Raw genomic sequence first — 14,411 nt, forward strand, 5'->3', positions numbered from 1 at the left:
GTTTTATCGGGTGTATTATTAAATTAAGCTAATAATTTTTTTAAAGTTTTTTCATATAAATTCTTTTCTGGAGCAGGTTTTCCTGCTCCCTTTTTTTCGTGATTTTTAGGAGGGAAGCGACTCGTACTTTTGCATCCTGTCAGCGCTGACCCTGCCGTTTTTGATCTTGATTTTCCGGTTGGTTTTTGAGGCGATGGCCGGGTCATGGGTGATTAGAATGATGGTCTTTCCCTCCTGGTTGAGGGAGGTAAGGATAGAAAGGATTTCCTGCCCGGAGGCTGAATCAAGATTCCCGGTAGGCTCATCCGCAAGGACAATTTCTGGATTTGCTGCAATCGCCCTTGCAATGGCGACGCGTTGCTGCTGTCCGCCGGACATTTGGCTGGGCTTATGGGTCATCCTGGTTTCCAGTCCTACAGAGCAGAGCGCCTTTTCTGCCAGCTCCCTGCGTTTTCGCTTGGCAAGGCCGCGATAGGTAAGGGGGAGCTCCACGTTTTCCAGTGCGTTCAGGCTGGGAATGAGGTTAAAGCCCTGAAATACAAACCCGATTTTTTCGTTTCTGATTTCGGAAAGCTGGCGGTCGGTCAGGGTGGTGACGTCGATCCCGTCAAGCAGGTATGTTCCTTCGGCCGGCAAATCCAGGCAGCCGAGCAGGTTCATCAGGGTGGATTTGCCGGAGCCGGACATCCCGGTTACTGCGACAAATTCCCCCTGCCCAATCGAAAGGCTGATTCCGTCCAGCGCACGAATTTCGCTTTCACCGGAGCGGTACCGTTTGACAATGTTCGACAGAGATATCAGCTCTTTCAAAATAACAACTCCCATTTCAAATCAAATCAAAGTTATTTTGCTCAGAAACTTGTAAAAAATCAACTTTTCTTATAAAATAAAAAATGGAAGAAAAAAGGAAGAATATGCCCCGCATAGGAGAAAGAAAATGGTTTTGACTTTAAAGGACGTCACCAAAAGTTTTGGAGAACGTGTAATCTTAGATCATATTAATTTAACAATTGAACAGAAGGACCGAATCGGCTTGATCGGCGTGAACGGCGCCGGGAAAACAACCCTGTTAAACCTGATTGCCGAACATACTGATTTTGACCAGGGAGACATTTTTATCGAAAAGGGCGTTCAGATCGGTTATCTCAGACAGAACACCGGACTGGATCGGGACGGCAGCATCTATGGGGAGATGCTGAAGGTTTTTGCGCCTTTAAAAGAAACCGAGGAAAAGCTGCGCGAATTGGAACGGCGGATCGCATTATGCGGCCATGATTCGGAAGAATATGCGGAGCTGACGGAAGAATACGGAAAACTCTCCGCCTATTTTGAAGCAAAAGACGGGTATCATATTGACGTCAAAATTAAAATGGTTTTGACCGGGATGGGCTTTGCGGATAAATCCTACAGTACCAATATCGCCACCCTTTCCGGCGGTGAGAAAACCCGGCTCGCGCTGGCGCAGCTCCTTTTGGAGGAGCCGGATCTTTTGATTTTGGACGAGCCGACAAACCATTTGGACTTTAGGACATTGCTGTGGCTGGAGGATTATCTCAGCGAATATAAGGGAGCCTTGCTGGTCGTGTCCCATGACCGGTATTTTCTGGATAAAATGGTGCAGAAGGTCTGGGAGGTCGCGCAGCAAAGGGTATATACCTATAACGGGAACTATACCAAATACAAGCAGCTTAAGGCGGAACGGATTGCAAGGGAGAAAAAGGAATACGAGCAGCAGCAGAACAAGATCGCTTCCATGATGGAATACGCAGAAAAGAATATTGTGCGCGCCTCAACCTCCAACAGCGCGAAAAGCAGGCTCCATCAGATTGCGAATATGGAAATTCTGGAAGCACCGCAGGAATACGAGAAAACGCCGAAATTTTCTTTTACCTTTGACCGCGCCTCCGGGAGAGACGTCCTCTTTGCGGATGATGTCGTGCTCCGGGTTGGCAGGGAGCAGAAAAAGCTTTGCGGGCCTGTCAGCCTTGAAGTGAAGCGCGGGGAGAAAATTGCACTGATCGGGCGCAACGGAATTGGAAAATCGACGATGCTCAAGACTCTTCTAGGTTTAAATCCGGAAAGCTCCGGGGATATTACCTGGGGCAAGGGCGTCACTACCTCGTTCTACGAGCAGGAAAACCAGAACCTGAATTTTGAGAATACTGTGCTGGAAGAGCTTTGGGAGCGGTTTCCAAACCTGCCGGAGTTCAAGGTGCGGTCTGTTTTGGGACAGATGCTGATCACTGGCGAAAATGTCTATAAGAAAATCAACGTCATCAGCGGCGGCGAACGGGCGAGACTCAGCTTTGCCATCATGGTGAGCGAGCACAGCAATACCCTGCTCTTTGACGAGCCGACCAACCACCTGGACCTTGCCAGTAAGGAAGCTTTGGAAAAGGCACTGCGGGAATTTGAGGGCACGCTTATTTTTGTTTCCCATGACCGGTATTTCCTCAATACCATTCCAACTAAAATTATGGATATGACAGAAGACGGAATTCAGATTTATGACGGCGGCTTTGATTATTACCTGGAGAAAACGAGATTATCCTCAGCACAGGCGGCGGAAAAGCAGGAGACGACTCAGAAAAAGTCAGGCGGGCAGGGTTATTACCGCTCAAAGCAGCAGCGCGCACTGGAAGCAAAGCGCCGCAGCCGGATTGTCCAGCTTGAAAAGCTGATGGAGGCTTGCGACAGGGAGACACAGCAGCTTGAACAGGAAATCGCAGATCCGCAGCTCGCCGCGGATTATACGCTGCTGGCTGAAAAATGCGCACGTCTGGAAGAGATCAAGGGAGAAGCGGATCATTATATGGAAGAGTGGCTGGGCCTGCAGGAGGATTGAGTAAACCCCGCCTTCCAAAAGGAGTGATAACAGCCAATGCTGGAACGGTTACAGGAAAATACCAGTGTCTGGGAACGCCTGAAAGGGATGGATAAGCCGATTGTACTTTATGGAATGGGTGACGGGGCGCTGAAAATCATGGCGGCATTCAAAAAATTTGGGATTCCGCTTGCCGGAATTTTCGCAAGCGATGAATTTGTCCGCGGGCACTCCTTTGAGGGCTACCCGGTAAGAACCTTCTCTCAGACGAAGGAGCTGCTCGGAGATTTTTTTATTGTCCTTGCATTCGGCACTTTTCGCGAGCCTTTGTTAAGCTATCTTTACCAGCTCAGTGAGAATTATGGGATGGCTGCGCCGGATGTGCCGGTGATCCCTGACGCGCCGCTTTCCTCCTGGTGTGAGGAGCCGGGCAGTATTTTTGACCTGGAGTATATTCGGACCCATGAAAATGAGCTGGACCAGGTTTACGCCCTGCTGAGTGATGAGCTCTCGCGGAAAACCTTTCTCAATGTGCTGGATTTCAAAATCAGCGGAAAGCTTTCTTACCTAAAAGAGATCACCTCGCCGGTCAGCGAGGTATATAACTCGATCATCCGGCCGCGTGAAACAGACGATTATATTGATCTTGGGGCATATACCGGTGACACAGTTGAGGGATTTTTAAAGGCTGCCGGAGGCAGATGCAGCAGTATTTTAGCGATGGAGCCGGATCGGAAAACCTTTCTAAAACTGAAAAAACGGATTGAAGCGCTGGGATTAACGAATATTACAGCGATAAATGCGGGAAGCTATGACCGGAAAGGGACGCTTTTATTTGATGCCCGGGCTGGAAGGAATTCGTCCTTTCAGGGAGAAACGGGAACGCCTGTCCGGGTTTACAGCGTTGACGAGCTGCTGGGCGGAAAGCCTGCCAGTGTGATTAAGCTGGATGTTGAGGGCGCGGAGGAAAAAAGCCTGATGGGATGCCGGAACACGATCCAAAATTTTCATCCAAGGCTGATGGTGTCCGCATATCATCGGAACAGTGACCTTTTCAGACTGCCGCTGCTGGTTCATTCGATCTATCCAGAATATCGGGTTTATCTGCGGCATCACCCATATATTCCGGCGTGGGAGACAAATTTTTATTTTTCCGCTCCGGAATTCACTTGACAAATAATACCAAAAGCGTATAATTAAGAAAAAGGTTCCGAGAAAAGGAGATGTTTGATATGGCAATGGATTTGACGCTTTTATACCATGTTTCTTATGGCTTGTATGTGGTGGCCGCCAAGGATGGAGATCATGCCAATGGCTGCATTATTAACACTTGCATGCAGATCACCAGCGAGAACCCAATTTTTGCAATCAGCATGAATAAGGACAACTATACTTATGATTTGATCAAAAAAGAAAAGAGATTTGTCCTCTCCATTTTGTCGGAGCAGACTGATCCGGCTGTAATTTCCGCCTTTGGCTTTTTCAGCGGCCGGGATCGGAATAAGTTTGAGGGCTTTCGCTATTCTGTCAGGGAGGACGGACTGCCTGTCCTCGAAGAGAATGTCTGTGCGACTCTGGTATTAGATGTTCTGGATATGACGGACATGGAAACCCATGTTGTCTTCTATGGGCGGCTCACCGATCTTTTGGAGGGCACTGCTAAAACGCCGATGACCTATAGTTATTATCATAAGGTGATTAAGGGAAAAGCACCAAAAAATGCGCCTACCTATCAGGCTGATACAGGTGCAAAGACTGCGGCAAGGTACATCTGCGATGTATGCGGATATGTGTATGAGGGTGAAACCCTGCCGGAAGATTATGTATGCCCGGTTTGCGGTGTAGATGCGAGCCATTTTCATCGGGAGGAACCGGCTGCAGAAGAAGGAAAGCCGTCCCGGTATGTCTGTGATATCTGCGGATATGTGTACGAAGGGGAGGCCCTGCCGGAAAATTATGTCTGTCCGGTCTGCGGCGTGGACGCAAGTCATTTCCGTTCAGAATAATATGTGTGTAGCTATTGGCCTGTCATGGAAAATTCTGTGGCAGGCTTTGTCTTTTTGCAGCTTACTTTGTGATATCCCGCTTAAAAAAGGAAAGAATACCAGTCAGAATCGATTTTACCAAAACTACCCGAAAAATTTTACATAGATTTTTCATAACTGACCTTTACAGCTTTCTTTTGTCAATGATATAATATATACTGACTTGAATTGTGCAATTTTAACCCTTTGTTAAGTTAGGATGGAGGAACAATATGGACGTATTTTTTCAGATAGTCACTATGGCCGGAGGTCTGGCCCTGTTCCTGTTTGGGATGCATATGCTTTCAGCCGGTTTAGAAAAATTTTCGGGAGGCCGGCTGGAACGAATCCTGGAAAAGCTGACCAGCAATGTCTTTAAAGGCGTTCTGCTGGGCGCGGTAGTTACTGCCGCAATCCAAAGTTCTTCCGCTACAACCGTAATTGTAGTTGGACTCGTTAATGCTGGAATTTTAAAGCTGCGATCTGCAATTGGCATTATTATGGGCGCAAATATCGGCACCACTGTGACCGGCCAGATTCTTCGTTTGGCTGAGCTCGATGCCAGCGGGAGCGCCAGCACCCTGATCCAGATGATTAAACCAAATTTCTGGGCACCCTTGATTGCGATCGTCGGAGTTGTCATGATGATGGCAACCAAGAGGAAAAAAACAAAAATCGTAGCAGAAATTTTGATCGGCTTTGGCGTACTGTTCCAGGGCATGTTTATTATGACCGACGCTGTCAAACCGCTCAGTGATTCCCCGATGTTCCATGATATGTTCCAGACATTGGGCAATAATCCGCTGCTTGGCGTTTTAGTGGGAGCGCTGGTGACTGCAATTATCCAAAGCTCTTCAGCTTCTGTCGGTATTTTGCAGGCGGTTGCCTCAACCGGAGCGGTCACCTATTCGGCTGCGTTTCCGATTATTATGGGACAGAATATTGGTACCTGTGTTACCTCGCTGCTTTCCAGCATCGGGACGTCAAAGAATGCAAAGCGTGCGGCAATGGTACATCTGTATTTTAATATCATCGGTACGATTGTATTCTTGGTAGCCGTGTATACGATTAATGCATTCTGGCCGTTCTCTTTCTGGAGTGAGGCAATCGGAATGGGAGGCATTGCGAACGTACACACCCTGTTTAATGTGGTTGTGACAATATTGTTCCTGCCGTTTACAAGATTGCTTGAAAAGCTCGCAATCCTTACTATCCGGGGCAAGGCGCTTGACGAGGACGAAAAGGATATCGCTGCTGAGCTTGGTATGCTGGATGACCGTTTTCTTGTTTCTCCATCGCTGGCATTGGACCAGTGTAAGGAAGTCGTGGTAACCATGGGGGAATATGCACAGACAAATTTCCGCAAGTCCATTAACCTGTTGACCAAATATGATGTAAAAAAGGCGGACAAGATCTATTCGATGGAGGATTCTATTGATAAGATGGAGGACCATCTGAATAACTATATCCTAAAATTAGCTGACCGTGAGCTAACCGAAGCGGAAAACCGGACAATGACCAATACCCTGAGAATGATTTCTGAGTTTGAGCGGATTGGCGATTATACCATTAATATCGTAGAATGTGCAGAAGCTCTGACCGAGAAGGAGGCAAAGGTCTCTAACAAGGCGATGGAAGAGCTGAAAACGCTCCATGCCGCAGTGCAGGAGATTGTCAATATGGCGCTTACTAGCTATCGCAATAATGATCTGGCAATGGCAATCCATATTGAGCCGTTGGAAGAGACAATTGATATGATTCAGGATGCGCTGAAAACCAAGCATATTGAACGCCTGAAAAAAGGAAAATGCACTATTGACGGCGGATTGGTTTTCCTGGATGTATTAACGAATCTGGAACGTATTTCTGACCACTGCTCCAATATTGCGGTTTATTTGATTGGCTATCAACAAGGCAGTGAAATGATTAACCGACATGAATACATCAAACGGATGCACGAAGGCGACTTTAATGACTATACCTACTACATGGAAGAATACAAAAAGCGTTATTTTGATCCGATTCTAACAAAAGGAAAAGCATAAAAGAAGGCCGGAATTTTTCCGGCCTTCTTTTATATTTAGAATTAGAAATCCCTTGACAAAAGGATCAGAATATTGTAAAATATAAAAGCATTCGATTTCTTAAAAGCTGAATTGCTGGTGTGGCGGAACAGGCAGACGCAAGGGACTTAAAATCCTGTGGGTATCACTTAAAAAGTTGAAAGAATATGAATTGCAAAAAAGTCAGTGTTTATGCGGGTTTACGCATTTCACCGACTTTATTTTTTTGCAATCCTGTATATTTCAAAACAATAAGTCCTGTATAGTAAAAATCGGGATTTCTCTTGATAATCCTGTGTGGTTGTGCTATACTATGAAATATAAAAGGGGGTAATATAATGGGAAAAGAACAAGGAAATTTTTTCGCAAATATAGATATTGAAGTAGCACCGCAAGAGATAGAAAAAGAACAGGCAGAGGAAAAGGCATGGCAAGAAGCGCTTGAAAGAGCGTCTATAGCCGCTCCTAATGTAAAGCTAAAGCGGACAAAGAAATTGATGGTAGATAAAATGACTACTCCGCTTTGGAAGTTGGAAAGCCTTTTCATGTCGGAACAGGAAGCAAAGAATAATACAGATGAAACCTTAAAATATTACCGCTCTTGTTTTAAAACATTATACGAGTTTTTAGCGATTCACGCAACGGAAGAAGAGGAAGACTTTCAAAAAGTATTGGAACAGTATAATGGTGACGTAATTCGCTTCGCAAAAAATCTTACTTTACTTTTTTTAGAATCGGACGAAATTGACTATTGGTATCGGAATTATCTAAAAGATGTTAGGAAACTAAGTGAGCAAACCATATTAAAAGAATTTCGTGGATTTCGTGCTATCAATTACTTTGCAATGGAAAATGGTTGGATTGAGCGGCGTAAAATCAACATCAAAGATGTTGAACCACCCATAAAAAACACATATACACAAGACGAAATTGCACGGTTGATAGTTAAACCGGATATTGACGATTTCTCAAAGTATAGAAGTTGGGTAATGGTGTGTCTTTTTCTTGCAACTGGTATGCGTGTTACTTCTGCTATATCGTTAAAGGTAAGTGATATCGATTTAGAAGAAGGGTATGCAAATGTAAATGTAGTAAAAAATCGCAGCCCTATTCGCATTTCCCTTGTAAAAAGCATTATTCCTAAATTAGAAGAATATATCAGAGAATGGCGGTCAGACGATAGAGGCGTACCGCTCTATGATGAATACTTGTTTTGCAATCCATACGGACAAAAACTTACACGAGACGCCGCCTCTAAAGTTATAGCAAGTTATAATAGGTCAAGAGGTGTGGGGAAAACTTCCATTCATCTTTTCCGGCATACGTTTGCAAAAAACTGGATTCTGGACGGTGGAGATATTGCGACTTTGCAAAAGATGTTGGGACAAAAGTCTTTAAAGATGGTAACACGTTATGCAAATCTTTATGCAACGGATATAAAACCTAAAGCGGAAGACCATGCTTTGCTAAATAAAGTACAGCCCCGCTCCGGCAGAACAAAGCTTAAGCGGCGTGGCACACGTTAATAGACAAAAAGGAAGCGGCAAGAATCAATTTCTTGCCGCTTCCTTTTGCGCTTTCATTATTCATCAAGCATTTGGATTCTATCCAACAAAGACAGTTTTTTCTTTTTCTTGGCTACTAACTCGGGATAGAATTTTTTTGCAAATTCAGACCGGAATTTAGGGAAGTACTTATCCTCTCCATGTTCTAAAATGCATTGCGCAATATTTTGTTTTACCCATTCCCTATCTTCTTTGCTTGCGGTTTTGCAAAAATTATAGATGAAATCATTGCTTATATCAAGCACCTTTTCGACTTGCTTTTCCTCTTTGCTGTTTAGTTTTTCGTCTGCATTTATCGTTTCTCCGCTCTTGTTTCCATTACCGCTTGCAATCTTTCTGATTTCTTCATGTGACATTTTTACCTACTCCTTTTCGTTTTATTTGGTGTTTATTTTCCCTGTGTCTATATAATAGCATAGATAAATCTATTTGTAAACCTCTTTATTTAGACGTGGATTCGCAAACACACACTCTGAATTTATGCAGTATTTATGCGGGTTTATCTAACAAAAGTGTTTGTAAAGGTATATTTATTTTTCGATTTTCTCATGCGCTATTTTTTTAAAAAGAAAAGCGGGATATACTTCCCGCTTACAAATCATTATCAGTAACTTGTATGTTTTTACTTTCTTCCTTTTCAGCCGCAACAAGGATATTGCTTGCTTTTATATTCAATGCGTCTGCAATTTTATATAGGGCGTTTACCGTGGGGCTTCTCACCCCTAATTCAATCTTACTTAGGTGGCTTCTATCTATGTTAGCAAGCCCGCTTAATACTTCTTGTGAAAGTCTCCGCTCTTCTCGAAAACTTTTGATAACATTACCGATTACTTTAGGATTCATTACCCCACCCCCTTGACTTCTATTTTACAAGGAAGTATAATGAACATTGAGGTGTATTAGCCTCAATGTTCATTATTAAAGAAATGAGGAATAGAAAAATGAAAAAAGTATTATCTTGTTTTTTGGCTTTGGTAATGGTAATAGGCATTGCAGGTTGTTCATCAGCACCAGCAGAAAATACGAGCACAACAGAAACAAAACAAACAGGTGGGGCATTATCTTATGAAGAATTGCTTGAAAAAGCAGAACAAATTGAACTTTCAAATATTTATGCTGACGCTGACGAAAATGCACTTAGAGCAGAGCAAAAGTATGTAGGAAATACATATAGATTTGCCGCTTATGCATCAGAAATAGAGAAAGATAATTTTAGAACTCCTACTTTTATAGACTATGGCTATCACTCTATCGTAAATTTAGTTGATAAAGGAGATTTAATAAATTTATCAAAATCTAATACCTATGAGGTTGTAGGTGTAGTTTCTTCTATTGATGACAGTACTATTGTTTTTAATAATGCCTATCTAATAGAGCCAGATAATTATGATTTTGTTTTAGATGGTTTGTATTATAGTGAAACGGGTGCATTAGACCCCTCACGATATAATCTAACAGCCGATGAATTTTTAAAGAAAAATCCACAACTGTTAGAAGAAAACTTAAAAGAAGATGATGAGATAGATTTATTTGTTTTTGCTACTCTTAACGCTTCTAACAAAGATGGAGCAGATTTATATTTACCTAATAAAGCAGACAATGGAGAATTAGCACTTGAATTAAAAATTGGCAATAAGTCTTATAATACTATATTTAAAATAAATGATATTGACCGCAGAATGTCAAAATTCTTTGATGGCTATGATGATGGATATTATTCAACCGAAAATGCTCTTAAAGCAGGTAGCGACGATAGTGCAGAGATTGCAGGACTATTCTCGGTAGAATACGGCATTTATAAAGAAGCGGTTGAAGCAAATGCAGAAGTAACGCTTAGTTGGGGCGGAAAATATACAATCACCGCAAATGCAAAAGATATTGTTAAAACAGGTAGTGTTTCTACCATTGCTGAAAAACTTAATGGTTAAATCAATATTGACTTGCCTCCCTTATGGGAGGCTTTTTTCTTTTTCCTTTTGCCCGCTTGTACCCTGTTTTCGCATATATCACCCGCTCTTTGTTGTGTATATTGCACAATCAAAATTTGAATTTATTGTAAAATAATGCTATAATATATATAGAAAGTTAAGAGAGAAACAACTAATAGTTGTTTCGAGAAGCAGTGCATTTTGTACTGCTTCTTTCTATTTTTAACAACAATTAAAATTTAGAAAGGATTGAAAATTTCATGAAGAGTACAAAGTGGCTTTCGGAAGCGGTAGATATCAGCAATATTAAAAGCGGGGTACTCAATGTAATAAAAGCACCTTGCGGAAGTGGCAAAACAACCTTTGCATTGGGAAGCCTTACAAGAATGGCAAGCAGAAACAGCAAATATCTTTATGTAATTGATACAACAAATGGGCGAGACCAAATTTTAAAGAAACCAAGTACCGCAAAATATAGTTATGAATGGGAACAGTTTATAAAACAGGGTAAGCAACCGCAAAATGTTATTGGAGAATATGACCTTTATGATGAAAATAAAATCGTTGTAATTACCTACGCCAAATTTGGAAGTTTAGTAAATAGAATACCAAATTTTGGCTATGGATTTGAAACTATTGTTTGTGATGAAATCCATCAGGGAATCCGCATGGCTTCATATAAAAATAAAAATATCACTGACAGGCGATACACTTTGGAAGCAATTAAAAGATTGCGGGAGTTAGTCGACCACTCTAACGTCAAAGTAATTGGGTTATCTGCAACACCGGCTATTACTGAAAAATATTTTTTTCGTGGTAAAGTCCATTATATTCCAGTTGCCCCAGATGTGCGCCAGTATGAAACTACTGAAACCATTAAATACAATGGTATCAGTTCTATTGTTGATACCATTCGAGCAGGGGATAAAGTAATTGTTTATGTTCAGAGCGTTACCAGAATAAAGGAACTATGGAATAAGTTAAAAGCAAAGGGTATTAGTCGGTGTAGTGCTATTTGGAGTACACAGAGTAAGGATCACGAAATGACAGATGAACAGTACAATATCCGCCACTATATCATAGAAAAAGAAGAACTACCACCCGATATTGATGTGCTTCTCATTAACGCCAGTAGCGAAACAGGAATCAATATTCGAGGACAAATTGACTATATGTTTGTTCACACGAGAGCAGAAGACACACGCATACAAGTACGTGGACGGTATCGGGATAATTTAAAGAAGTTATATGTACTGGACTATGATACCGAAATAACCATACCGGACGAGTATTTAGATAGACCTTTTTTTGAAGAAGAAAAAAAAGAACTGGCTTTAAAGTTAAATGTGAAGAACGAAAAAGGGGAAGTAGTTGGGTGGACTACCATAGAACGGCGCTTGCCAGAGAATCATTATCGAGTAGTAAGAGACAAAGATAACGGTAGATGGTATCGTGTTATCACAGAAGACTACTCCACTTTATAATACCCTATATAATACACTCTAAATTTTGGAAAAATAAAAAACAATTCCAAAATTTGGGTTGTATATCTATAAGAACTTCAAATTTTGGAAAAGTAAAAAACATTTCAGTCTGACAATGTGCGTGGTATATTCCAAAAAAATAAACCAAATTTCCCACTATCCCGAAACCTTTCCCCTCTCCGTACCCGCTCCCGCTATTCAACTTTTATACGGTTGTTTTCGATATAAGGCGTTATTTGCCATTCCACTTATAAATGGTAGAAATAATAAAATATGTTCCCGCTTTTAGCGGAACAAAACAGGAGGTGAAAAACATGGATAGAGAAGATTTCACAAATGCCGTAGTCCGTATGCGCAATGAAAGCGTACACGCAGAAGAACACCGGCAAGAAATGATTGATATTGCAAAACAAGTAGTCAATCAATATGTCAACACAACCCTAATGCAAACCATTAGGCAAATGGTTGAAGAAGCCATAGCGCAAACATTAAGGGACTTTGAAACCGGACGATTGAACATTAACTATGACTTTCATAGTACAGTGGCAAAGCAAACTGAAAAGATGATAAAAAATGTATTTGAAAAAGAAATAGGCAGAATGTTTAAAAAACACGGTATCAATATCAAATGGAAATAGACAACGAAAAACGGTAGCTTTATGCTATCGTTTTTCTTCTTGTTTAAGTGTTTCTAAAGGTGTACCTTTAAAGATATACTAAAATAGGACAAAACGGCAAACAAAACGTGTCCCTAAACTATCGAAATAATTTTCAAATATGTTTTTAAATACTATTGACTTTTACAAACACTTCTGATATAATTAGTAATAAAGAAAGGGGTAATTGAAATGACAGAAACAAGGGTACACGGATATATAAGAGTTTCAAGCAAAGACCAGAACGAGGGAAGACAAATCGCCGCACTAAAAGAATTTGGTATAGCGGAACGAGATATATACATTGATAAACAAAGCGGAAAGAATTTTGAAAGACCGGAATACCAACGCCTTTTAAATTCAATCAGAAATGGAGATTTGGTAGTTGTTCTATCTATTGACCGATTAGGACGCAACTATACCGAAGTACAAGAACAATGGCGGTATATCGTAAATGAATTAGGCGCAGATATTAAAGTGCTTGATATGCCATTGCTTGATACAAGGGTAAACGGAGACAATATAGATACCCGCTTTGTATCGGATTTGGTTTTACAAATACTTTCCTATGTAGCACAAAAAGAGCGAGAAAACATAAAGGAAAGGCAAGCACAAGGTATTGCGTATGCAAAGGCAAGGGGTAAACATATAGGCAGACCAAAAGCGGAATACCCTGTTAATTGGAGACAAGTCTATAACTTATGGCATAATCAAAAGGCAATTACGGCAAAGGAAGCAATGGAGCGTACAGGATTAAAACGCAACACCTTTTATAAATTAGCGGCAAAATATGAACAATCAAAGGAAAAATAGTCTTTTTCATGTTCGGGATTGACAATTTGCAAATGGTATGCTATACTATATCTTGTATCTTGCCGCTGTGGCGGAACAGGCAGACGCAAGGGACTTAGTAATTTGAGCACCAAAGGGGAAACTCTTTGTGTGAATTGCGTCAAATTCGGTGGAACTCCTTATAGGACAATACCGAGCGAAGCTTAAAAGGGCTTCCCTTTTAAGAACGTGTAGAGACTTGACGGCGCACACCTACGGATTTATCTAAGGTGAAGATAAAGTCCAGACTACAACATCTTTTAAGATGGCTATGGTAACATAGAGTAGCAAGAAAATCCCTCGATAGCAATATCGTACCGGTTCAAGTCCGGTCAGCGGCACCATGATGTTTGACTCATAAGTCTACAAGGCTTATGAGTCAAATTCTTTTTATAGCCCCATTTTCGGGGTAGAAACAGGCAAAATAATGTGAAAATCGGTTGAGATCGGCGCAGCGGTGCTCGGTCTTGACCGATTTTTTGTTGTTTCAGGGGCAAAATTGGCGCAAGGAAGATAGCATCAAAAGGTTTGCGGTGACAGGGATTGAATGGATAAAAGTTAGGCGCAGCTTGATTTCGGTGACAGAAAATCAAGAAAAATCAAGGCTTTTCTTGAAATCCCTTGATTTTTCACCATAAGTGTGTTAGTATGTAAACGAACATACTTATAGGAGGTGGAAAGGCGTGAAACGAAGAACCAAGACGGATTTTGGTGAGTTCTTGGTGGCAGAGATCCGGCAGGCCGGAATGTCGCAAGAAGAATTTTATAATGCCGTCGGAATTAAAAAGCCATATTTTTATAACCTTCTGACCGCGTCCCCTCCTCCGATTGATTTGCAGAATCGGATGCTGGATGTGCTGGACAGGGTTACCGGCGCAGACAAGGAACGGAAACGCAAATTTTACGATCTTGCCGCTGCGGGGCGCAACGAAATACCGGCGGATATTGCCAAGCTGATCACAGGCCACCCGCTGGAGTTGGATAAAATACGTGACACACTAACGACTCTGCTGGCCGTGCAGGGATAGGAGAATAG

The 14,411-nt window shown here is 41.8% G+C and carries 14 protein-coding genes; 11 read left to right on the forward strand and 3 right to left on the reverse strand.

Annotated elements, in window-relative coordinates; translation table 11 throughout:
- Nucleotides 1-105: 105 nt before the first annotated feature.
- Complete coding sequence (locus CZ360_RS07050) at nt 106-825, reverse strand: ABC transporter ATP-binding protein (protein WP_077533461.1); 720 nt, start codon at nt 823-825, stop codon at nt 106-108.
- Between the two features lie 112 nt (nt 826-937).
- Here CZ360_RS07050 and CZ360_RS07055 point away from each other — a divergent pair, with 112 nt between their 5' ends.
- The 5 genes from CZ360_RS07055 to CZ360_RS07075 all read left to right on the forward strand — a co-directional run bounded on the left by CZ360_RS07055 (nt 938) and on the right by CZ360_RS07075 (nt 8,437).
- Nucleotides 938-2,845 (forward strand): ABC-F family ATP-binding cassette domain-containing protein, encoded by a 1,908-nt coding sequence (locus CZ360_RS07055; RefSeq protein ID WP_077533462.1) that lies wholly within the window; start codon nt 938-940, stop codon nt 2,843-2,845.
- A 36-nt stretch (nt 2,846-2,881) separates the two neighbouring features.
- Complete coding sequence (locus CZ360_RS07060; RefSeq protein WP_077533463.1) at nt 2,882-3,997, forward strand: FkbM family methyltransferase; 1,116 nt, start codon at nt 2,882-2,884, stop codon at nt 3,995-3,997.
- A gap of 59 nt (nt 3,998-4,056) precedes the next feature.
- Nucleotides 4,057-4,830 carry a flavin reductase gene (locus CZ360_RS07065; RefSeq protein WP_229408012.1) on the forward strand — a complete coding sequence of 258 codons (774 nt, stop codon included), beginning with the start codon at nt 4,057-4,059 and terminating at the stop codon, nt 4,828-4,830.
- Between the two features lie 251 nt (nt 4,831-5,081).
- Nucleotides 5,082-6,893, forward strand: coding sequence for a Na/Pi cotransporter family protein (locus tag CZ360_RS07070; protein ID WP_077533464.1), 1,812 nt, complete (start codon nt 5,082-5,084; stop codon nt 6,891-6,893).
- Nucleotides 6,894-7,249: 356 nt separating this feature from the next.
- On the forward strand, nt 7,250-8,437 hold the full coding sequence (locus CZ360_RS07075) for a tyrosine-type recombinase/integrase (protein WP_077533465.1): 1,188 nt from the start codon (nt 7,250-7,252) through the stop codon (nt 8,435-8,437).
- A gap of 56 nt (nt 8,438-8,493) precedes the next feature.
- Here the strand turns inward: CZ360_RS07075 and CZ360_RS07080 are convergent, their stop codons facing one another.
- Together CZ360_RS07080 and CZ360_RS07085 are read right to left on the reverse strand one after the other, a co-directional pair.
- Entirely contained in the window at nt 8,494-8,832 is a 339-nt protein-coding gene (locus tag CZ360_RS07080) for a hypothetical protein (RefSeq protein WP_077533466.1), read from the reverse strand.
- 235 nt (nt 8,833-9,067) lie between these two features.
- Nucleotides 9,068-9,319: a helix-turn-helix domain-containing protein gene (locus tag CZ360_RS07085; protein WP_077533467.1), complete on the reverse strand. Its 252-nt coding sequence runs from the start codon at nt 9,317-9,319 to the stop codon at nt 9,068-9,070.
- 98 nt (nt 9,320-9,417) lie between these two features.
- Between CZ360_RS07085 and CZ360_RS07090 the strand changes: the two genes are divergently transcribed.
- The 6 genes from CZ360_RS07090 (at nt 9,418) to CZ360_RS07110 (ending at nt 14,403) form a co-directional block, all read left to right on the forward strand.
- Nucleotides 9,418-10,404 (forward strand): hypothetical protein, encoded by a 987-nt coding sequence (locus CZ360_RS07090; protein ID WP_159438159.1) that lies wholly within the window; start codon nt 9,418-9,420, stop codon nt 10,402-10,404.
- A gap of 260 nt (nt 10,405-10,664) precedes the next feature.
- Nucleotides 10,665-11,888: a DEAD/DEAH box helicase family protein gene (locus CZ360_RS07095; RefSeq protein WP_077533469.1), complete on the forward strand. Its 1,224-nt coding sequence runs from the start codon at nt 10,665-10,667 to the stop codon at nt 11,886-11,888.
- A gap of 314 nt (nt 11,889-12,202) precedes the next feature.
- Nucleotides 12,203-12,526: a hypothetical protein gene (locus CZ360_RS07100; protein WP_143530177.1), complete on the forward strand. Its 324-nt coding sequence runs from the start codon at nt 12,203-12,205 to the stop codon at nt 12,524-12,526.
- Nucleotides 12,527-12,736: 210 nt separating this feature from the next.
- Nucleotides 12,737-13,357 (forward strand): recombinase family protein, encoded by a 621-nt coding sequence (locus tag CZ360_RS07105; protein WP_077533471.1) that lies wholly within the window; start codon nt 12,737-12,739, stop codon nt 13,355-13,357.
- A gap of 485 nt (nt 13,358-13,842) precedes the next feature.
- A complete protein-coding gene (locus CZ360_RS14040; protein WP_159438161.1) occupies nt 13,843-14,013 on the forward strand; it encodes a hypothetical protein in 171 nt (56 codons plus the stop codon).
- 45 nt (nt 14,014-14,058) lie between these two features.
- A complete protein-coding gene (locus tag CZ360_RS07110; protein ID WP_077533472.1) occupies nt 14,059-14,403 on the forward strand; it encodes a hypothetical protein in 345 nt (114 codons plus the stop codon).
- Nucleotides 14,404-14,411: the final 8 nt, after the last annotated feature.

The sequence above is a fragment of the Massiliimalia massiliensis genome (assembly GCF_900155615.1).
Classification (GTDB): domain Bacteria; phylum Bacillota; class Clostridia; order Oscillospirales; family Ruminococcaceae; genus Massiliimalia; species Massiliimalia massiliensis.